Origin of the sequence: Bacillus sp. FSL L8-0358 (assembly GCF_038593095.1) — a bacterium.
In the GTDB taxonomy this organism is placed as follows: Bacteria; Bacillota; Bacilli; order Bacillales; family Bacillaceae; genus Bacillus; species Bacillus subtilis.
Genome location: NZ_CP151962.1, coordinates 3,328,727 through 3,348,757, shown reverse-complemented (window position 1 = coordinate 3,348,757; position 20,031 = coordinate 3,328,727). Strand labels below are relative to the sequence as shown.

Here is a 20,031-nt window from a genome sequence, read left to right as displayed (position 1 = left end):
CAACCCCATCACCAGCAGGTGATGGGGTTGTTTTTAAAAGAGCATATAACGGAAAATTTCTTTGACATAGTGTTCGATAATAAGCTGAAATGTAACGCAGATGATCAGATAAATCACAATCGTTGAGTAAATGACATCAATTTTCCCTTTATATGAATGCTGGTAACTGCTCAGCATCGCAGGAGGAATGGCGAAGAATGCACCGATTAAACCAACGGCTAATATGGTAAAGCAAATGTCTGTATGTAATAAAAAGAAGAAAAGGGCAAGAATCAAAATAGCCGTAAACGGTATGAGAAACGCTCCGAATCTTGAGAATGAATCCTTGAAAGATACTTGGTTTCCCGCGATTTTCAGGGCGAAAAAGATGAATGCATGCAGGCCAAATAGAAATAAAATAAAATAAATGGTTGGCTCTAAGAAGATTGCTGTAAAGCTTACGCTTCCGGGACCGTCTGAAAAAAGAATATAAAACATCAAAGGGGTCAGCAAACTAAAAAGAACCATCGTAATGATTGCGCTGATCAGCTGCTCTCCGCCTGTTGTTTTACATTCCTGATAAGGGCGTTTCAGGACGGATAAGACAAATGAACCGAACTGTTTTGCTGCTTGCTTTGCAGCGGCTCCGGTTTGAGCTGGATGCTGGTGGCCTGATTGACCGGGGAGCGGTGATCCGCATTTCTCACAAAAATTTCCGCCATCTGTTTGATGGCCGCATTGAGGACAATACATAAAATAACTCCTTTACATGTAATATAGGGAAAATAGACTAATAGTTTTATTATAAAAGAAAAAAGTTGTAAAGTAATCAATATTCATACAAAAAAAGACACGTGCCTGATAGCAGCTGTGTCTTTTTTATCTAGTTGTTAATATATTTCTCAAATACATCCCCAAAATCCTTAATATGATACTGCGAGCGAACGGATGTCAGCCAAGTAAAACCGAATTCGGTCAGCTCTTTGTATTGCGTTTCAATATTAACGTGCTCAGGGCGGGTATGGTGAAGAATCGTCACTGTTTTATCTAAGCTTTGCTCCGCTTGATTGATTAAAATGTCATTTTCATAGGTTGTTTCAGCGATGCGAAGCAGTGCTTTATAAAGGTCTTTTAACTTTTCAATCTGGTCTTTGTGGACATCAATGTCGAATTGTTCACCGCCCAGCTTGAACTTAATTTCAACATCCAAATCCACTTTTCCGGCAGTTTCAAGAAAAACGTCAGAGATTTTATATTGCGAATAAGGATAGCGTTTCAACGTACGTTTTGAGGAAGTGGCGCGTTCGCCGTCTACATGGATCAGGGCCAGGTTCGTAAAGCAATACTCGTCTGCTTTTGTTTTAATCAAGAAATAAATTTTCTCATTATCTTCATGCATGACATAATCATCTGCGTCTGTTTTGTCATAGTCCTGAGGTTCGATAATTTTTCCGATATCAGATAAGCCCAAGGCATCTGCCGCAATTTTTTTGAACATCTGTATACGTCCTTCCTATTCAATTTGTCACTTCATTGTAGCATGGCGCGTTTCTGACAGGCTATAAAGGGTTTACCGGGAAATCGCCTCCGGGTAAAAGGGTGGAGAATAATTCTATTTCCTGTGCAGAGACTATCAACAAGGAGGTATATGATGTTCTCATTCATCGTTCACGTCTTCATTTCTTTATTCGCAGTATCGAATCCGATTGGAAACGTACCGATATTTCTGACGCTGACAGAAGGCTATACTGCAGCGGAAAGAAAAGCGATTGCCCGGAAGGCAGCTATTTTATCCTTTTTTATTCTCGCGGCTTTTTTGGTTTTCGGCCATCTTATCTTTAAACTGTTTGATATCAACATTCACGCGCTCCGAGTGGCGGGCGGCATATTCATTTTCGGCATTGCCTATAATCTATTGAATGCGAAAGAATCACACGTGCAATCTCTTCACCATGATGAACATAAGGAAAGCAAGGAAAAAGCGGATATATCCGTCACACCTTTATCCATTCCGATCATTGCTGGGCCTGGAACGATTGCAACAGTGATGAGCCTTTCCGCCGGTCATAGCGGCATTGGTCATTATGTGGCTGTCATGATCGGCATAGCCGCCGTTATTGCCCTGACCTTTCTCTTTTTCCACTATTCTGCTTTTATCAGCAGCAAACTCGGAAAAACCGAGATGAATGTGATTACCAGACTAATGGGATTAATTTTAGCCGTGGTTGCGGTCGGGATGATTGGTGCCGGGCTGAAAGGCATGTTTCCGGTCTTAACCTCATGATGCAAAAAGCAGCTCTCTTATTTTAGAGAGCTGCTTTCTTTTGTTTTCGGCACATACCGAAAGACTTCCTCACTCTCAAAAAATTCAATCAACCTGCTCAGCCAATCATAGTATTGAAGCCATTCTTTTAATTCATTCAGCAGCTGATTGACTTTCTCTTCCGCTTCCGGGGTAAGCCCGTCCCTTTGTAAAAGATCACTCAGCTCCCGGTTTAATTTTTTATACAGCACTTTGTTTTTGCTCACGACCTTTGTCCAATTCGCCGCGAATAAAGAAATGAAGGTTTGATAATAATCCTGCTCGACGTCATAAAGGTCTTTTCGTACGCCTTTTTCAAACACCTTTTCGGCGATATTGGCATCGATCATTTCCCGGACAACCTGGCTCATCCGTGTTTTGCTCATGCCCGTTGCCTCAGAGAGCTCGCTTAAGGTCATTGGTTTTCGATTCATATAAATAATTCCGAGCACACGTCCGACAGTTGAAGGCATTCCAAACGTATGCATATTTTCGGCAATCTTCTCAATGAGATGCTCTTCAGCATGTTCAATGATGTCGAGAGCGGTTTTTTTCACAGCTGATCATCCCTTCAAATGGCAATTGATGGTGTCAATATATCATATTTCTTCCTGGTGTTGAAAATAGCTGAATGCAGAGGAAGTGGGAGGTATCCGGCGTAATTGTAAGAACACCCTTTCCGTCTCGGTCATAACAATAAATAATCTATAAATAACATATAATTTCAACACATTGTAAACTTTTTATTTTACAAAGTTCAAACTATAATAAGGATTATACTTTTCAGAAAATTTAAAGGAAACCTGCGGAGGTGCACGGATTGCTGAAATTGGAACAAGTGTCAAAAGTATATAAAGGCGGCAAAAAAGCTGTGAACAGCATTGATTTAGATATTGCCAAAGGTGAATTTATCTGTTTTATCGGCCCGAGCGGCTGTGGAAAAACGACGACGATGAAGATGATCAACAGGCTGATAGAACCATCGTCTGGAAGGATCTTTATCGACGGAGAAAATATTATGGAACAGGACCCGGTTGAGCTGAGGAGAAAAATCGGCTATGTAATTCAGCAGATTGGTTTGTTCCCCCATATGACCATCCAGCAGAACATCTCACTCGTACCAAAGCTGCTGAAATGGCCTGAGGAAAAACGGAAAGAACGGGCGCGCGAGCTGTTAAAGCTTGTGGATATGGGCCCAGAGTATTTAGACCGTTATCCGCATGAGCTCAGCGGCGGACAGCAGCAGAGAATCGGCGTGCTGCGCGCACTGGCAGCGGAACCCCCTCTCATTTTAATGGATGAACCGTTCGGAGCGCTTGATCCGATTACGCGTGATTCCCTTCAGGAAGAATTCAAAAAACTGCAGAGAACCTTAAACAAAACGATTGTGTTTGTAACCCACGATATGGATGAAGCGATTAAGCTTGCTGACAGGATTGTGATATTAAAAGCGGGAGAAATCGTTCAAGTCGGCACACCTGATGAGATTCTTCGAAACCCGGCAAATGAGTTTGTTGAAGAATTTATCGGGAAAGAGCGCCTGATTCAGTCAAGACCGGATATCGAGCGGGTAGAGCAAATGATGAACAGAACGCCGGTGACGGTATCTGCGGACAAAACGCTTTCTCAGGCGATTCAGCTGATGAGAGAAAAACGTGTTGACTCGCTGCTCGTTGTGGACCGGCAAAACGTGCTGAAGGGCTATGTTGATGTGGAAATGATTGATCAAAACCGCAAAAAAGCGAGCATCGTTGGCGACGTATACCGTTCAGATATATATACCGTTCAAAAAGGGGCGCTTCTTCGCGATACAGTCCGAAAAATTTTGAAGCAGGGGATCAAGTATGTTCCGGTCGTCGATGAACAGAACCATTTAGCAGGGATTGTGACAAGAGCGAGCCTCGTTGATATCGTGTACGATTCCATATGGGGCGACGAGGAAAACCAGCTCATGACGATCTGACCAGGGGAGGAGCTCTTTTAAGATGAATCACATGATGACTTTTTTGCAAACGAACGGCGGAGAGCTGCTGTATAAAACAGGAGAGCATTTATATATTTCACTCATAGCCGTTGTATTGGGCATTATCGTTGCAGTGCCGCTCGGCGTTGCTCTCACCAGAATGAAAAAAGGCGCAGGTGCGGTTATCGGTTTCGTAAACATTGTGCAAACCCTGCCGAGTCTGGCGATTTTAGCCTTTTTTATTCCGCTTCTCGGCGTAGGAAAAGTGCCTGCGATTGTCGCTTTATTTTTCTATTCGGTGCTGCCGATCCTGCGCAATACGTATACCGGCATTAAAGGTGTAAATAAAAACCTGCTGGAATCGGGGAAAGGGATTGGCATGACCGGCTGGGAGCAGATTCGGCTCGTTGAAATCCCGCTGGCGATTCCCATCATCATGGCGGGGATCCGCACATCAACGATCTACCTAATTGGCTGGGCGACACTTGCGTCGTTTATCGGGGGAGGCGGCCTCGGGGACTATATTTTTATCGGCCTGAACCTATACCAGCCTGAATATATCATTGGCGGTGCCGTGCCTGTCACAATTCTGGCAATTATCATTGATTATGTCCTGGCCGTGACAGAACGAAAGGTGACGCCGAAAGGCTTACAAGGGATGAAGGAAGTTTCGTAAGGAGTTGGCTCTGTTGAAAATGACAAAAATCAAATGGCTTGGCGCGTTTGCTCTCGTCTTTGTCATGCTGCTAGGCGGCTGCTCTCTGCCGGGTCTAGGCGGCGCTTCTGACGATACGATCAAAATCGGGGCGCAGAGCATGACAGAATCAGAAATTGTAGCGAATATGATCGCGCAGCTTATTGAACACGATACAGATTTGAATACCGCTTTAGTGAAAAACCTCGGCTCAAACTATGTTCAGCACCAAGCGATGCTGGGCGGTGACATTGATATTTCAGCCACGCGCTATTCCGGAACAGATTTAACAAGCACCCTCGGCAAGGAAGCGGAGAAAGATCCGAAAAAAGCGCTGAACATTGTGCAGAATGAGTTTCAAAAGCGCTTTTCCTATAAATGGTTTGATTCCTACGGCTTTGATAACACATATGCCTTCACCGTAACAAAAAAATTTGCGGAAAAGGAGCATATTAACACCGTGTCCGACCTGAAAAAAAATGCCTCCCAATATAAATTAGGCGTCGACAATGCTTGGCTGAAACGAAAAGGCGACGGGTATAAAGGCTTTGTCAGCACATATGGCTTTGAATTCGGCACAACTTATCCAATGCAGATCGGGCTTGTCTATGACGCAGTCAAAAACGGGAAAATGGACGCCGTTCTGGCTTATTCAACGGATGGACGGATTAAAGCCTATGACTTGAAAATCTTAAAAGATGATAAGCGTTTCTTTCCGCCGTATGACTGTTCACCGGTGATTCCGGAAAAGGTGCTTAAGGCGCATCCGGAGCTTGAGGGTGTGATCAATAAGCTGATTGGGCAAATCGACACGGAAACGATGCAGGAACTTAATTATGAAGTGGATGGCAAGCTGAAGGAGCCGTCTGTCGTAGCAAAGGAATTTTTAGAGAAACATCATTATTTTGACTAAGAAAAGAGGTGGATCATATGGAAGTACTACAGCAGCTTGGCACATACTATTCGCAAAACGGCGGTTATGTGCTGCAGGAGTTTTGCCGCCATTTTCTGATGTCGGTGTACGGCGTTTTATTTGCCGCCATTGTTGGAATTCCGCTCGGCATCCTGATAGCCAGATACAGAAGATTAAGCGGATGGGTTTTTGCGGTCACGAACGTCATTCAGACCATCCCGGCTCTCGCCATGCTCGCCGTGCTGATGCTTGTCATGGGGCTGGGCGCTAATACGGTGATATTGTCATTATTTCTGTATTCTCTTCTGCCGATTATTAGAAACACGTATACTGGGATTATCAGTATTGAGCACGCCTATCTTGAATCCGGAAAAGCAATGGGGATGACAAAATTTCAAGTGCTGCGGATGGTCGAGCTTCCGCTTGCGCTTTCGGTCATAATGGCCGGCCTGCGCACCGCGCTTGTCATTGCCATCGGCATTACGGCCATCGGGACATTTGTCGGTGCTGGCGGTCTCGGGGACATCATCGTCAGAGGATCAAACGCCACAAACGGAACCGCGATTATATTAGCGGGAGCGATCCCCACAGCTCTGATGGCGGTGATTGCCGATTTGGTCATGGGTTGGCTTGAACGAGCGTTAAGCCCGATTAAAAAGAAGAAAAGAAACTATATTATAGCTGAAAGAAAAACCACCTCTATTTAAGGGACTGACCCCCGTTTTTGAGACAGGGATCAAAACACCTTTTAAACAGCCAATTGCCGATAGTTTATCGGTGATTGGTTGTTTAGTTTCGTTTGAATACGAATATTGTTATAATAATGAATGTATTCTGTGACAGTGCGTTCTACGATGGCGGTCGTAGTACGATCAATGCTGTTCAGATAGAACGTTTCAGACTTTAATGAGGAATGAAACGATTCGATGGTGGCATTATCAGCGGGCGTCCCTTTGCGGGACATGCTCATGGTAATGCCTTTTGTTTTAACAGCTTTCTGATACTCGTAAGATGTATACACAGATCCTTGGTCACTATGTAACACGCAGTTCTCGGGAAGTGTTGGCAGCTGATCAAGTGTATTTAGAACAAAATCTGTGTCCTGTTTATCTCCAATCGTAAAAGCAATCACTTCTCCATTGTATAAATCCAATATACTGGAAAGGTACAATTGTTTCTGTCCATAAGGCAAATAAGTGATGTCCGTTACTAGTTTTTCAAGAGGGCGATCAGACTGAAAGTTCCGATCCAATATATTATCGACTACGGCATATGGCTGCCCATTCTTCTTACGCTTTTTCACCTTAACTCGGCACTGCCACTGATTTTCCTGCATAATACGTTGAACCGTTTTATGGTTGATACACATTCCCTTTTTTAATATGGCTGTGATTTTCCGATATCCATATCGATACTTGTGCTCTCGGCACAACGTGCCGATTTGTTTTTCCAAATGGCGCTTGGGATGATCTTTCGTCAGATTCTTCTTCCAACGATAATAAGACGCACGTGAGATACCTAAATGAACACAGATATCCTGCACGGTCATTGTGCTGTGCAATACTTCTACAAGTTCGACTGACGTTTCGCTATCAACTTCCTTTCCAATTCGTTGTACTTTTTTAAAACTTCATTCTGTTGTCTCAGATAACGATTCTCTGCCTGCAGTTTCTCTAATTCGGAAGAATACTCCGGACCTTTTCCGTAAGTGTATTGCTTTCCAACAGGCTGTTCGAATCGATGTGTATCCCCAGCCTTATGCCATCTAACCCATGTCTGAACCTGTGTCTTATTCTTAATATTCAATTTCTGCATGATCTCTTTCATAGGCACGCCTGCCAATCTCATTTCTACAGCCTTCTGTTTAACTTCAACCGGATAACTCACTCTTGTCCCCATAGAAAAAACACCTCCAAGTCTAATTTCGGATAACAATCATCCGTTTTCAAACTTGAAGGTGTTTTTATTTGTCTCATCTTATGGGGTCAGTCCCTTAAATCAAACAGGGGTGTTTTTTTTATGAAAAACCTGTGTTAGTCCCGTTAAACGATACTTTCCAGCGTTGAAGTTAACAAGCATTTTTAAAAAAATCTTCAAATATCAGAAGGGAATTACCAATTTTAAGGTTGTTTTGAGAAAAGATTCAAGTTATAATAATAATACATTTATACAAACATCTAAATGTCTAAATGTTTTTTGAAAAGGAGAAAACCCTATGAATAATGTTTTCAAAGCTATATCAGATCCAACTAGGAGGAGAATTTTGGATTTGTTAAAAGGAGGGGATATGACCGCGGGAGATATTGCAGAACATTTTAATATCAGTAAACCGAGTATTTCTCACCATTTGAATATTTTAAAACAGGCGGAAGTCATAGCTGACCACCGCAAAGGGCAATTTATCTATTACTCTTTAAATACAACAGTACTTCAAGACTCAATAAATTGGATGCTTAACTTTATAAATAAAGGGGATAACGATTTATGAAGAAAAATATATTTTCCATAATTATTGTTTGTTTGAGTTTCTTGACTTCAATTATATTTTATCAGTACCTTCCGGAAGAAATACCGATACAATGGTCAGGAAATAAGCCGTCTGCCTTTATATCTAAACCTCTAACACTTTTTATTATACCTGTTGTTATACTTATTTATTATCTTACTTTTTATATGTTAACGATTAAGTCTACGCAAAAAAATAAAGCATTGCTTTTCCTAGCTTCTAATAATATGTTAATCCTTTTATATATTTTACAGCTCTCAACCCTTTTAATAAGTTTAGGATACGAATTGGATATTGATTTAATAATTGGGCTTGCTGTTGGCATCTTTTTAATTATTGGTGGAAATTCCATGCAGCTAGCAGAGCAAAACCATCTTATCGGATTGAGGACACCTTGGACATTAAAAGATGAGACTGTTTGGAAACTGGGGAATCGTTTTGCCTCTAAAGTACTTGTAGCGTGTGGTTTTATCATAGCCATTCTTTCATTTTTTACAGGGGAATATATTATTATAATTATGATTGTGTTAGTGCTGCTAGCATTAGTTATTTCAACGGTTGCTTCCTATCTTTATGACAAAAAGGTAAACGGTTCACGTTAAAAAAGTGTCTTGCGGAGTTACCCGCAAGACACTTGATTATAATGGATTATTGATGAATCAATTTTAGGGTTTTTGCAGCTGCAGCTTCTAAATCAGAATTATTATTAGAAGCTGAAGAGGAGTATTTAGCAACGTATTTCCAAACTGCAGTTGTTACGGCGGCAGCGGTTTGCAATGCAACCGCGTTAACGCCTACAACATATAAATATCCAGCTGCTACACAGACAGCATAAAGCCCGCAAGATGGAGTTACTTTACTGGAAGAGTATTTTACGTTTTGATTTTTCTTGGCGTATTTTTGGATAAGTTGATCTGCTTTGTTCATGTTATCAATGAGTTTTTTAGGGTCTTTACTGTCAATCGATTGTTTCAATTCATCCATATATTGTGGTTGATCTTTTTTTATAAATTTGACTACATCATTCACTAACTTTTTACCTTCTGTACTATTCGCCTCTTTTACGAGTTTAGGGTCTAAATCGCTTGAAATTAATTTACCAACTTCTCCTTGGCCAAATAAAAGTCCTCTAAAGTAATCTTCTCCAGTAAATGTATTGTTCTCTTTAGCTGTTGTACTGGACTCATTAGAGAAACCTACTAATGAAAAAACCAAAATTGACACCATGGAAACAATCATTATCCTAAGTAATTTACTTTTCAATTTATTATACCTCCATTAAATTATTTCTCCAGTATTTAAATATTATGAAACAATTTTGTAAGAAATTTGACTGATTCACCTCCTAATCTTTTAAAATTCCTTTTGCCTTTTTGGGATATATATTTAAATAAAGGAGAACACCAATTCATATTGATATTTTTTTGTATAGGATGCAGATATATAATTAATGCTGATATCATGATCAACCCGAAACTTACAATACCAATGCTGATTATTATTCCTATGTGAAATATTATTCCCAATATTAGCGCAATTCTTTTTATTCTGATATTAGAAATTATACTTGCTGCTAAGAACAGCTCAAAAATAGTTACTAACCAAGTGAAGACAACAATATAGTTGCTTTCCAGCAGTGGATTTAATAAATTAAGTTGATAATCAGGCAATCCAAAAACAGGATCAGAAAAGAAATAATAAATTGCTGTCCCTTCAGCCCACTCTTTATTTTTCAAACGCTCTAAAGCTGCATTTAAATAGATTACAAAGACCTGAATTTTAATTATTGTCACTAAATAAAATAATACTATCTTCTTTGTGAAAGAGTCATAATTAATATCTTTTATTTTCCAATGATTTTGCCTTGAATCTAATAATGTAACCGGAATTAAAAGAAATGAAAGAACAGTTGCAATTTGTTCACCGCCATCAATAGTTAAAGCCGAAGTTTGAATGCTATAGCAGATATACCAGTGGAAAAAACCGGTGTATCTAGGCCTCCACCCTATAACCACTAAAGCTAATATAAAAATCATTAAGTATCTTATAACCTCAAAACTAATGCTATATTTGTTAGCAAAACAAAAGGCAGTGGGGATGTAGACATTTTCACATGTGACATTATTTGCACTATAACTAAATAAAATATCAGCACTATTAAATAATAAAACTAGTAATGTTGAGAAACCAAGTAAACTTCTAGAAAGTGCATATGTATTTTTCCATGGATTATAGGTGTCAATATAACTTTCGAAACTATTTAATATTTTCATATTATTTTTATTTTTAGCACCTTTCTTTCAAAAGAGGTTGTTTGTTTAAAATCTATCCAATACCATGAGAGTGGTTTCTGTCGGTATATAAGATACTCTCCTTTGCTCAGATGTGTATAGTCTTTGCTTTTTTTTACTTCAATAGGCTTCATTTGTTTCTCTAAATTTGTGCAGGAGGTGTTGTTTTCACATGTTTTCCAATTCTTTTGTTCGATATTCTCAACAATTTTGCCTAATTCTATTGCCTGAACTCTTCCTTCTCTTTTTATCCCAAAAAAGTTATTTGGAATTGCATTAGGTAACTTTAAATTTTCTTTTGTGTGAAATGAAATGTTTTCTTCAGTAGGACTTTTACTATAAAAGCCAAAGCCTTGGGGAGACAATTGTTGCAAAAAATTTTTTTTGAACAGTGGATTCTGAGGTGAAAGGTTACAATAGTAATAAGTAGAAAATGAAAGGAAACATATAGTTGTTATAGTTGTAATTGCCTTTTTTTTGATTCGGATTACCTCCTTTAAGCCAATGTAATCATTTCAAAAAGATTATATAATAACTAGTAAGAATAATCAACAAAAATTGGATAATAAATAAAATACTGTAAAATATATTTAATTTTATTTTATGAGGAAAATTTGATATTTTATCATTTGGATTGTACGTAAAGAAGTTCCCAATATCAATTTTGGGAACTTCTTTACGGCTTCGGCACATATTTAAAAATTTCTTCGCTCTCAAAAAACTCAATCAAACGGCTGAGCCAATTATAATAATCAAGCCATTCCTTTAATTCTTTCAGCAGTTCATTCACTTTTTCTTCCGCTTCAGGAGTAAGCTCTTCATCCAACACGCTAAGCAGCTCCCGATTGAGTTTTTTATGCATCATTTTGTTTTTGCTGACGACTTTGCTCCAGGTGGCTGAAAACAGCGTGATAAATGTTTGATAGTAGTCCTGCTCAACCTCATATAAATCTTTTCGCACGCCTTTTTCGAACACCTTCTCGGCAATGTTGGCATCAAGCATTTCCCGCACTACCTGGCTCATGCGTGTTTTGCTCATGCCGGTGGCCTCAGATAATTCCGTAAGCGTCATCGGTTTTCGATTCATATAAATAATGCCCAGCACTCGTCCGACGGTAGAGGGCATTCCAAATGCATGCATGTTTTCCGCGATTCTTTCTATAAAATGGTCCTCGGCCTGTTCAATGATCGTTAACGGATCTTTCTCCAACGGTTTCATCCTTTCAGCTAACAATTCCGATGTCAATATACCACATTTTTGATACGGCGAAAATGCTGTCAAAAGAGAATTTGGCAGGAAATTGGAGCAATAAGGAGATCAACACACGTCAATGCGGGTAAATCAGCGTTTACACATACTTTATAAATAATATGAACAAATTGTAAACTTTTTATTTTATAAACTTTATTCTATAATGGGAAGCATTCAATTATCTGAAAAATTAAATTTAAACTGAACAAATTGAATAAACTTAATTTTGGAGGTGCGATGTTTGCTGACATTAGAAAATGTCTCGAAAACATACAAGGGCGGCAAAAAAGCCGTGAACAACGTAAATCTTAAGATTGCAAAAGGCGAATTTATCTGCTTTATCGGGCCGAGCGGCTGCGGAAAAACGACAACAATGAAAATGATTAACCGATTAATTGAGCCTTCCGCCGGGAAGATTTTCATTGATGGCGAAAACATCATGGACCAGGATCCTGTAGAGCTCAGGCGCAAAATTGGCTATGTGATTCAGCAGATCGGCCTGTTTCCCCATATGACCATTCAGCAGAATATCTCACTCGTCCCAAAACTGCTGAAATGGCCGGAGCAGCAGCGGAAAGAGCGGGCGCGTGAGCTTTTAAAATTGGTCGATATGGGGCCAGAATATGTAGACCGTTACCCTCATGAATTAAGCGGGGGGCAGCAGCAGCGAATTGGTGTATTACGGGCACTTGCCGCGGAGCCGCCGCTTATCTTAATGGATGAACCGTTTGGGGCACTCGACCCGATTACGAGGGATTCCCTCCAGGAAGAATTTAAAAAACTGCAAAAAACCTTACATAAAACCATCGTATTTGTTACCCACGATATGGATGAAGCGATTAAGCTGGCAGACCGGATTGTGATTTTAAAAGCGGGAGAAATCGTTCAAGTTGGAACGCCCGATGACATTTTAAGAAATCCGGCAGACGAATTTGTTGAGGAATTTATCGGCAAGGAGCGGCTGATTCAATCATCCAGCCCGGATGTTGAACGGGTTGACCAGATTATGAACACACAGCCTGTAACGATCACCGCGGATAAAACGCTTTCTGAGGCCATTCAGCTGATGAGGCAGGAACGGGTCGATTCATTGCTGGTCGTCGATGACGAGCACGTTCTGCAAGGCTATGTCGATGTTGAAATCATTGATCAAAGCCGGAAAAAGGCCAATCTCATAAGTGAAGTTTTACATGATGATATATACACAGTACTGGGCGGCACACTGCTGCGCGACACGGTCCGCAAAATTTTAAAACGGGGTGTCAAATATGTTCCCGTTGTGGATGAAGACCGACGCCTGATCGGAATTGTGACGAGGGCAAGTCTGGTCGACATCGTGTATGACTCCCTCTGGGGAGAAGAAAAGCAGCTCGCAGCATTGTCATAGGGAGGGGCGATAAGTCATGCATCATATTGTTCAATTTTTGCAAACCAATGGGAGCGAGCTTCTTTATAAAACATACGAGCATATTACGATATCGCTCATTGCTGTGATCTTAGGCGTGCTGGTTGCCGTCCCCCTAGGGGTTGTGCTTGCCAGAATGAAAAAAGGAGCCGGCACCATTATCGGCATTGTCAATATCATTCAGACGCTGCCGAGTCTGGCCATCCTCGCTTTTTTTATTCCGCTCCTTGGTGTAGGGAAGGTTCCGGCCATTGTGGCTTTGTTTTTCTATTCCGTATTGCCGATTCTTCGCAACACGTATACCGGCATTCGCGGCGTCAACAAAAATCTGCTCGAGTCTGGTAAAGGAATCGGAATGACGCCGGCTGAACAAGTCCGCTTGGTGGAGCTGCCGCTTGCCGCGCCAGTGATCATGGCGGGAATCAGGACATCGACGATTTACTTAATCGGCTGGGCCACGCTTGCTTCCTTTATCGGAGGCGGCGGATTGGGTGATTACATTTTTATCGGACTGAATTTATATCAGCCAGAATATATCATCGGGGGCGCGGTACCTGTCACGTTATTGGCAATTGTGATTGATTATGTGCTGGCAGTTGCTGAACGAAAACTGACACCTGCCGGCATGCAGAGATTGAAGGAATTGTCATAAGGAGGCGGCTCATGAAAAGAAAATATCTCAAATTAATGATAGGTTTAGCACTTGCGGCAACGCTGACGCTGAGCGGCTGTTCGCTTCCTGGTCTCAGCGCTGCTGCAGACCAGACCATTAAAATCGGCGCGCAAAGCATGAGCGAATCAGAAATCATCGCCAGCATGCTTGGCCAGTTGATCGAACACCATACTGATCTCAAAACAACAACGATTAAAAATCTTGGCTCCAACGCGGTGCAGCAGCAGGCTTTAATGAATGATGAAATCGACATTGCGGCCACAAGATATACGGGAGACGCGCTGACAGGCACGCTGAGAATGCAACCTGAAAAAGATCCGGACAAAGCGCTGGCGCTTACTCAGCGGGAGTTTAAAAAAAGATATGATTTAAAGTGGTATGACTCCTACGGGTTTGATAATACATATGCCTTTACAGTCAGCAAGGAGCTGGCCGACCAATACCATTTAGAGACCGTATCAGACGTTAAAAAATGGGCGCCGCAATTAAAGCTGGGCGTTGATAACTATTGGATGAAGCTCAAAGGAAACGGCTATCAGGATTTTACGAAAACCTACGGCATGACATTCGGCGGCACGTATCCAATGCAGATCGGCCTTGTGTACGACGCGGTGAAAAGCGGAAAAATGGACATTGTGCTTGCGTATTCAACCGATGGAAGAATCAAGTCCTATGGTCTCAAAATGCTAAAGGATGATAAACAATTTTTCCCGCCGTACGACTGCTCTCCTGTTGTTCCGGAAAAGGTGCTCAAAGAACATCCTGAGCTTGAAGGCATCATCAAGAAAATGCTCGGGAAAATCGACACAGCCACGATGCAGGAGCTTAACTATGAAGTCGACGGCAATCTCAAAGAACCGTCTGTCGTTGCCAAGGAATATTTAGAAAAACATCACTACTTCGAATCGTGAAAGGGGGAAGAGGTCAATGAACGTGTTTGAACAGTTAATGATGTATTACACGCAGAATGGCAGTTACGTCATGGATGAATTCGGCCGCCACTTTCTCATGTCGGCTTACGGCGTATTGTTTGCCGCTGTCGTCGGGGTTCCGGTCGGAATCCTCATCGCGCATTTTCGCCGTTTGTCAGCCTGGGTGTTTGCAGTAACAAACGTTATTCAAACAATCCCGGCGCTCGCTATGCTGGCCGTCTTAATGCTTGTTATGGGGCTCGGCGCAAATACCGTGATTCTATCATTATTTCTGTATTCCCTGCTGCCGATTATTCGAAACACGTACACAGGCATTATCAGTATTGAGCATGCCTACTTAGAATCGGGAAAAGCAATGGGTATGACGAAATTCCAAGTGCTCAGAATGGTTGAGCTCCCGCTCGCACTTTCTGTCATTATGGCGGGCCTTCGCACGGCTCTCGTCATTGCCATCGGAATTACAGCGATTGGCACATTTGTTGGTGCCGGAGGCCTTGGGGACATGATTGTCCGCGGCTCAAACGCAACAAACGGAACTGCGATTATTCTAGCCGGAGCGATACCAACTGCGGTGATGGCGGTAGGGGCGGATTTGCTCATGGCCTGGCTGGAGCGGGCATTAAGTCCGGTGAAGAAAAAAAGAACCGGGGCGAAACACGTTCAATCAGCTGCATAGAATAGAAAAAGAGGCTGGACTCCAGCCTCTTTTTTCTATTTAAATCGTAAACTGACCCATCTTCTCATTAAGCTCCTTCGCCAGCTGCTCAAGCTCTTCAGCATTTTGAAGCACTTGATCCATCGAATGGGCGGATTGCTCGGTTATTGAAAATGTTTCTTCAATGCCGGCGGCCGACTCTTCGGATACAGAAGCGATATTTTCAATCGATTGATTGATAGTAATCGATTGGTTTGTTAACTGTTTCAGGCCATCCGTTACTTCCTTAATGCTGTCTGCAACATGAGTGACGGATTGCTTGATATGCCGCATAGCCTGTCCGGTGTCTGTCAGGTTTTCCGTTCCTTTTTCGACTTCTGTAAAGCTGCTTTCCAAGTACGTAATGACAGTGTGGATCTCCTGCTGTGTCCCGCCTACAATCCGGGTAATATCCTGCACGGAATCAGAAACGCCGTCAGCCAGCTTTCTGACCTCCTCTGCCACAACGGCGAAGCCTTTGCCGCTTTCTCCTGCGCGGGCAGCTTCAATCGCGGCGTTAAGGGACAGCAAATTCGTTTGCTCGGCAATTCCGTTGATGACCTGAACGAGCTTGTTGATATCCTGAGAATGCTGTTCCAGTGATCTCACTTTATGCACGGCTTCTTGAACAATATGATGGATGGTTTTCATTTGCTGTAATGACGTAGCCATATTTTCGTTTCCGCTTACCGCGAGTTCGAGAACGTTTTGAGACGTATCGCTGATGGTGATGCCGTGATTATAGGCTTTATCAATGTTTTCAGTGAACTCATTCATCGATTCGGCAATCGTCACCGCGTCTTGGGCCTGCTGTTCAGAGCCCTCAGCCATTTCGTTCATCGTCTCGGTAATATGTTTGCTGCCGGATCTTGTTTCATTCGTTGCGGTTGCAAGCACCTGTGAAGAAGAAAGAACCCGGCTTGATATTTCTTTAGAATATCCGACAATATCTCTCAGATTCCCTACCATTTTTTGCAGCGCTTCATTCAGATCACCCAGCTCGTCTTTTGAGTTGAGCGGCTCCATATCGTTCGACAGATCGCCTTCGGCAATATGATTGGCAGATTCCTTCATGCGAATGATAGGCTTTACAATGTTTCGCGTGATATAAAGCCAGATGAAAATGCTGATGAGGATCGATGCTGCCACAAGCAAAGCAGTGTAAATGAGCCCTTTATGATAGACGGCCTTCGTTTCTTTTACCGCTGTGTTGCTGCCTTCTTGATTTAAGTCAACAAGCTGAGTGATTGTTTTTTTCATATCCTCAAAGCTGGCCTCAGTCTGAACCAATAAACCTCTTGCTTTGTCCATGTCATTTGTGCGGCCGCTTTCGATAATTTGCGCATGAATATCCATATAGGTGTTCACTTCAGTTTGAAGCTGCTCGAACAGTTTCTGCTCTTTATCATTGGAGATCGTTTTTTCGTAGTTATCGAGCTTTTGGTTAATGTCTTCAATGATCTGATTCATTTCTTGATCAAGTGTATCCATTTTGCTTTTGTCTGTGTAAATCAGAAAGTCCTTTTCTTTTGAAGACAGGTGCTCGGTTACATAATTAATCGATGTGATTTCTTTGATGCCGTCAATCCATTTCGTGTTGATTTCATCTGTTTTTTGAATGATATGCTGCATATTAAGAACGCCTATTCCGCCTACAAGTAAATTGATCAGGATCAGTGTCAAAAATACCAGGCTGAATTTGCGGGAAATCGTCAGTCGCATATAGTGGTCTCCTTTAAAAACGTAATGTGTGGATGTACTATATATCGGCTGAGAAATCGTTTTTTTACCTGGAAAAAAATAAAAAACGGCTCTTTTCTCGTCTTTGAGATCAGAACCGTTTTAGCAATTAGTCAAGAAAGGAAGGGTCAATCCATTCAGTCGCCCATTTAGAAATCTCACCTAAAATGGGTGCTAGCGCCTTTCCTTTATCAGTCAATGAATATTCGATGCGAACCGGAGTTTCAGGGATGACATCCCGCTTCACTACTCCTTCAAGCTCAAGTTCTTTCAGCCGTTCTGACAGAACTCTGCCGCTTAGATTTGGAAGTGCTGCTTCAATTTCGCTAAATCGCTGAGACCCGTTCAAGAGCTGAAATACGATTAAAGCGACCCAGCGTTTACTTAAGATGTCGACTGCTTTTTCAAATCTAGGACACATTTCTGATTGGTTCATACTTTTCACCTCGTCTGTCACTATTATAACGCAAATAACGAGGGAGGGTATGCAAGCGTGATTGATAAAATATAGAAAGAGAAACAGGGGATTATGAGGAAGAGGCCCGTTTTTTTGCTTCTGAAGACAAAAAATCGAAGTATTTGCTGAGATTTTCAATATCCTGCTTTGAGAGATGTTCCCATTTTTGACTATTGAAAATCGGGAGGTGCTCCGCTCCGCGAGTGACAGCCGTCTGGTAAATGTCATAAACGGATTGATAGCTTTCAGATGCTTCGCGGATTTCTTCAGGAAAGGCCTGAATATGACCTGCGGCGGCCATGAGGTTTTCGTACGGCACTTTCAGGACGGCTGCCAGTTTTTTAATCGTGGCGGGTTTTGGCGTCCCGCGTTTGCCGTTTTCAATTTTTGAAATGGTGGCCGAGCTGATGCCTGAGTACACCGCAAGCTGATTCACTGTCAGTTTGCGGGCGCGGCGCAGCTCCCGTAATTGCTGTCCGAACGGTGACATGGTCTATCGCCTCACATTTCTATCAAGAGTCAGTCATCAGCAGACCGTTTTTTGGCTTCGTCTGAAATAAACGAAAAATAATGATCCAGCATGAGCAAATCTTCTTTATTGAGATATTGCCACTTTTCGTTCTCAAGAAGCGCAAGGTTTTTCAGATCATAGGCCTCCGCTTTTTCAAGCAGCTTGCACTTCGTTTCATAAGGGGCCCTGGCTTCATGCACTTCTTCGATGTAACCAGCCTTGTACATAAGCCCCTCATAAGGAATTTTTAAGGCCTCTGCCAGTTTTTTGATGGTGGCAGGTTTGGGAACGCCCCGTTTTCCGTTTTCGATTCTGGAGATGCCGGCTGCGCTTACGCCTGAATAAGTCGCCAGCTGGTTGACTGTTAACTTTCTCTCTTCACGCAATGCCCGTAATTGTTCGCCAAAGCTTTCCATATATCTCACCCCGTCCCTCACTGTTACTCATATTTTAGTATGTTTATTGACTAAAGGGAATAGGTAGACTGGAAATGTATTGACAAAAGTTAACATAAGCCGTAATGTAAAAGTATAGAAAAAAGTTTTTCAGGAATGGAAGGTGAGGAAAGTGCCAGTAGAAAAGATACAGATTAGACGTGATTATGTCTTGCAGTATATGGTTAATAACGATTATTCCCTTAATCAGCTTGCGCTGGAAATCGGAGTCTCACCCGCCACACTGAGCCGCGTGCTGAATGGAGAAAGACGGCCGGGGCAGCTTGTGATTGGTAAAATGCTTCACTATTTTAATTTGAAATTTGAGGATCTTTTTTACTATGATTTTGTTGACAAAAGTCAATGAGATAGAGAAAACGCAAGGAGATCCAAGCGTTTTCTATCTTGAATGATGTGTCAGCACAAACCCTGTCACCAGCTCATTGCACGTTTTCCATTGTTTTGTCGGCAATTGATGTCCCTGATATTCCAATCTGAAAAATTCGGCATGTCTGCACGCTCTTCGGTAATAGCCTGCGTTTGTAAAGGTCCAGTCCCGCAGGCCGCCATACATAAACAGCATTGGCATGTTTAGGCGGGGCAGCTGTTCAATGCAGTTGTAGCCAAGTGAATCCAGATAATACTGATGCCAATGTGCCTGATCTGCTTTTTTCATATGGTCTGTTAATATGCTGCGAAGCTGTCTGTCTTTTGTGTGGCTGCCAGCGAGGATTTTCATGAGCAAACCGGGGTTTTTTTCAAGCAGATATATTCCCAGTTTGTGCAGCTTCTGGCCGATTACGTTATGAACAGCGGGGTAGGCGCCGGACAGAATAAGGTGTGACACTTTGTCCGGGCGGGTGAAGCCGATATGCTGCGCGATTAAGCCTCCGGCAGAATACCCAAATAACACAGCTTTATCAATGTGCAAAGCGTCCATGAATTGCACGATCTCGTTTGCGTAATAGGAAATAGACGCTGGCTGATCGATGTGATCACTATCACCGTGGCCGCTTAAATCGGGAAAAATCACCCTGAAATGCTTGGATAGAAGGCGCTGATAATAAAAAACCTTGCGTCCCATGCCCGGCGGGTGGATAAAAATGATAGGGATTCCCTGGCCATATTCTTCATAAAAAAGATGTTTCCTGCTGTCTATGCTGATAAGCGGCATCGCTTTTCTCCTTTGACCTTTTCATATGACTAGGGTAACCAAGATAAAACGTCTTATCCGGCCTTTTGGCGTCTGATACAGCGTGACATGCCAACCTTTTTCATGTAAAAT

25 protein-coding genes are annotated in these 20,031 nt (G+C 42.1%); 12 read left to right on the top strand and 13 right to left on the bottom strand.

The genetic code is table 11. The features are described 5' to 3' along the window. Positions 1 to 33: 33 nt before the first annotated feature. Together NYE49_RS17310 and NYE49_RS17305 are read right to left on the bottom strand one after the other, a co-directional pair. On the bottom strand, positions 34 to 732 hold the full coding sequence (locus tag NYE49_RS17310) for a zinc ribbon domain-containing protein (RefSeq protein WP_047183198.1): 699 nt from the start codon (positions 730 to 732) through the stop codon (positions 34 to 36). A gap of 130 nt (positions 733 to 862) precedes the next feature. Continuing rightward, positions 863 to 1,477 (bottom strand): PH domain-containing protein, encoded by a 615-nt coding sequence (locus tag NYE49_RS17305; RefSeq protein ID WP_047183197.1) that lies wholly within the window; start codon positions 1,475 to 1,477, stop codon positions 863 to 865. Between the two features lie 150 nt (positions 1,478 to 1,627). Between NYE49_RS17305 and NYE49_RS17300 the strand changes: the two genes are divergently transcribed. After that, positions 1,628 to 2,263, top strand: a complete 636-nt coding sequence (locus tag NYE49_RS17300) for an NAAT family transporter (RefSeq protein ID WP_080262594.1) — start codon at positions 1,628 to 1,630, stop codon at positions 2,261 to 2,263. 17 nt (positions 2,264 to 2,280) lie between these two features. On the opposite strand, the gene opcR is transcribed toward NYE49_RS17300, so the two are convergent. Next, entirely contained in the window at positions 2,281 to 2,838 is a 558-nt protein-coding gene (gene opcR, locus NYE49_RS17295; protein ID WP_047183196.1) for an opuC operon transcriptional regulator OpcR, read from the bottom strand. A gap of 263 nt (positions 2,839 to 3,101) precedes the next feature. On the opposite strand from opcR, the gene opuCA reads away from it, so the two are divergent. The 4 genes from opuCA to opuCD are packed head-to-tail and all read left to right on the top strand — an operon-like array spanning position 3,102 to position 6,558. Beyond that, the gene (gene opuCA / locus NYE49_RS17290) at positions 3,102 to 4,244 is read left to right on the top strand and encodes an osmoprotectant ABC transporter ATP-binding protein OpuCA (RefSeq protein WP_003243370.1); all 1,143 of its coding nucleotides are present in this window, start codon (positions 3,102 to 3,104) and stop codon (positions 4,242 to 4,244) included. A 22-nt stretch (positions 4,245 to 4,266) separates the two neighbouring features. Next, a complete protein-coding gene (opuCB, locus tag NYE49_RS17285) occupies positions 4,267 to 4,920 on the top strand; it encodes a glycine betaine/carnitine/choline/choline sulfate ABC transporter permease OpuCB (protein ID WP_047183195.1) in 654 nt (217 codons plus the stop codon). Positions 4,921 to 4,939: 19 nt separating this feature from the next. After that, on the top strand, positions 4,940 to 5,851 hold the full coding sequence (gene opuCC, locus NYE49_RS17280; protein ID WP_015384655.1) for an osmoprotectant ABC transporter substrate-binding lipoprotein OpuCC: 912 nt from the start codon (positions 4,940 to 4,942) through the stop codon (positions 5,849 to 5,851). Positions 5,852 to 5,868: 17 nt separating this feature from the next. Then, positions 5,869 to 6,558: a glycine betaine/carnitine/choline/choline sulfate ABC transporter permease OpuCD gene (opuCD, locus tag NYE49_RS17275; RefSeq protein ID WP_047183194.1), complete on the top strand. Its 690-nt coding sequence runs from the start codon at positions 5,869 to 5,871 to the stop codon at positions 6,556 to 6,558. 41 nt (positions 6,559 to 6,599) lie between these two features. On the opposite strand, the gene NYE49_RS17270 is transcribed toward opuCD, so the two are convergent. Further along, positions 6,600 to 7,750 (bottom strand): IS3 family transposase gene (locus NYE49_RS17270; protein ID WP_144413657.1). Its coding sequence is split into 2 segments (ribosomal slippage): positions 6,600 to 7,477 and positions 7,477 to 7,750, totalling 1,152 coding nucleotides; the frame shifts between segments, so codons are not numbered across the junction. Positions 7,751 to 8,066: 316 nt separating this feature from the next. On the opposite strand from NYE49_RS17270, the gene sdpR reads away from it, so the two are divergent. Beyond that, entirely contained in the window at positions 8,067 to 8,339 is a 273-nt protein-coding gene (gene sdpR / locus NYE49_RS17265) for a sporulation delaying system autorepressor SdpR (protein ID WP_024122872.1), read from the top strand. After that, positions 8,336 to 8,959 (top strand): SdpI family protein, encoded by a 624-nt coding sequence (locus tag NYE49_RS17260; RefSeq protein ID WP_047183193.1) that lies wholly within the window; start codon positions 8,336 to 8,338, stop codon positions 8,957 to 8,959. The genes sdpR and NYE49_RS17260 overlap by 4 nt, the downstream gene beginning before the upstream one ends. Positions 8,960 to 9,005: 46 nt before the next feature. Here the strand turns inward: NYE49_RS17260 and NYE49_RS17255 are convergent, their stop codons facing one another. From NYE49_RS17255 to NYE49_RS17240, 4 genes are all read right to left on the bottom strand, one after another. Then, the gene (locus NYE49_RS17255; protein ID WP_047183192.1) at positions 9,006 to 9,620 is read right to left on the bottom strand and encodes a sporulation delaying protein family toxin; all 615 of its coding nucleotides are present in this window, start codon (positions 9,618 to 9,620) and stop codon (positions 9,006 to 9,008) included. Between the two features lie 35 nt (positions 9,621 to 9,655). Next, the gene (locus tag NYE49_RS17250) at positions 9,656 to 10,630 is read right to left on the bottom strand and encodes a sporulation-delaying protein SdpB family protein (RefSeq protein ID WP_047183191.1); all 975 of its coding nucleotides are present in this window, start codon (positions 10,628 to 10,630) and stop codon (positions 9,656 to 9,658) included. Next, entirely contained in the window at positions 10,627 to 11,106 is a 480-nt protein-coding gene (gene sdpA, locus NYE49_RS17245) for a sporulation-delaying system protein SdpA (RefSeq protein WP_047183190.1), read from the bottom strand. The genes NYE49_RS17250 and sdpA overlap by 4 nt, the downstream gene beginning before the upstream one ends. Before the next feature lie 218 nt (positions 11,107 to 11,324). Continuing rightward, on the bottom strand, positions 11,325 to 11,858 hold the full coding sequence (locus tag NYE49_RS17240; protein ID WP_014478002.1) for a GbsR/MarR family transcriptional regulator: 534 nt from the start codon (positions 11,856 to 11,858) through the stop codon (positions 11,325 to 11,327). A gap of 283 nt (positions 11,859 to 12,141) precedes the next feature. On the opposite strand from NYE49_RS17240, the gene opuBA reads away from it, so the two are divergent. Genes opuBA through opuBD form a run of 4 tightly spaced genes read left to right on the top strand, consistent with a single transcriptional unit; the run spans position 12,142 to position 15,586 of the window. Beyond that, complete coding sequence (opuBA, locus tag NYE49_RS17235; RefSeq protein ID WP_047183189.1) at positions 12,142 to 13,287, top strand: choline ABC transporter ATP-binding protein OpuBA; 1,146 nt, start codon at positions 12,142 to 12,144, stop codon at positions 13,285 to 13,287. Between the two features lie 16 nt (positions 13,288 to 13,303). Next, positions 13,304 to 13,957, top strand: coding sequence for a choline ABC transporter permease OpuBB (gene opuBB, locus NYE49_RS17230; RefSeq protein WP_047183188.1), 654 nt, complete (start codon positions 13,304 to 13,306; stop codon positions 13,955 to 13,957). 11 nt (positions 13,958 to 13,968) lie between these two features. Next, a complete protein-coding gene (opuBC, locus tag NYE49_RS17225) occupies positions 13,969 to 14,889 on the top strand; it encodes a choline ABC transporter substrate-binding lipoprotein OpuBC (protein WP_047183187.1) in 921 nt (306 codons plus the stop codon). Between the two features lie 16 nt (positions 14,890 to 14,905). After that, positions 14,906 to 15,586 (top strand): choline ABC transporter permease OpuBD, encoded by a 681-nt coding sequence (gene opuBD, locus NYE49_RS17220; RefSeq protein WP_047183186.1) that lies wholly within the window; start codon positions 14,906 to 14,908, stop codon positions 15,584 to 15,586. Between the two features lie 39 nt (positions 15,587 to 15,625). Here opuBD and NYE49_RS17215 read toward each other — a convergent pair whose 3' ends face one another. The 4 genes from NYE49_RS17215 to rghR all read right to left on the bottom strand — a co-directional run bounded on the left by NYE49_RS17215 (position 15,626) and on the right by rghR (position 18,728). Further along, positions 15,626 to 17,326 carry a methyl-accepting chemotaxis protein gene (locus NYE49_RS17215; protein WP_174616600.1) on the bottom strand — a complete coding sequence of 567 codons (1,701 nt, stop codon included), beginning with the start codon at positions 17,324 to 17,326 and terminating at the stop codon, positions 15,626 to 15,628. A gap of 127 nt (positions 17,327 to 17,453) precedes the next feature. Next, positions 17,454 to 17,780 (bottom strand): catDE operon transcriptional regulator CatR, encoded by a 327-nt coding sequence (gene catR / locus NYE49_RS17210; RefSeq protein ID WP_003242888.1) that lies wholly within the window; start codon positions 17,778 to 17,780, stop codon positions 17,454 to 17,456. A gap of 91 nt (positions 17,781 to 17,871) precedes the next feature. After that, positions 17,872 to 18,291, bottom strand: coding sequence for a helix-turn-helix transcriptional regulator (locus tag NYE49_RS17205; protein WP_174616599.1), 420 nt, complete (start codon positions 18,289 to 18,291; stop codon positions 17,872 to 17,874). A gap of 29 nt (positions 18,292 to 18,320) precedes the next feature. Next, positions 18,321 to 18,728 carry a transcriptional repressor RghR gene (gene rghR / locus NYE49_RS17200; RefSeq protein WP_003220034.1) on the bottom strand — a complete coding sequence of 136 codons (408 nt, stop codon included), beginning with the start codon at positions 18,726 to 18,728 and terminating at the stop codon, positions 18,321 to 18,323. Positions 18,729 to 18,879: 151 nt separating this feature from the next. Between rghR and NYE49_RS17195 the strand changes: the two genes are divergently transcribed. Then, positions 18,880 to 19,113 (top strand): helix-turn-helix transcriptional regulator, encoded by a 234-nt coding sequence (locus tag NYE49_RS17195; protein ID WP_009968172.1) that lies wholly within the window; start codon positions 18,880 to 18,882, stop codon positions 19,111 to 19,113. Between the two features lie 33 nt (positions 19,114 to 19,146). Here the strand turns inward: NYE49_RS17195 and NYE49_RS17190 are convergent, their stop codons facing one another. After that, positions 19,147 to 19,920, bottom strand: a complete 774-nt coding sequence (locus NYE49_RS17190) for an alpha/beta hydrolase (protein ID WP_015384645.1) — start codon at positions 19,918 to 19,920, stop codon at positions 19,147 to 19,149. Between the last annotated feature and the right edge of the window lie 111 nt (positions 19,921 to 20,031).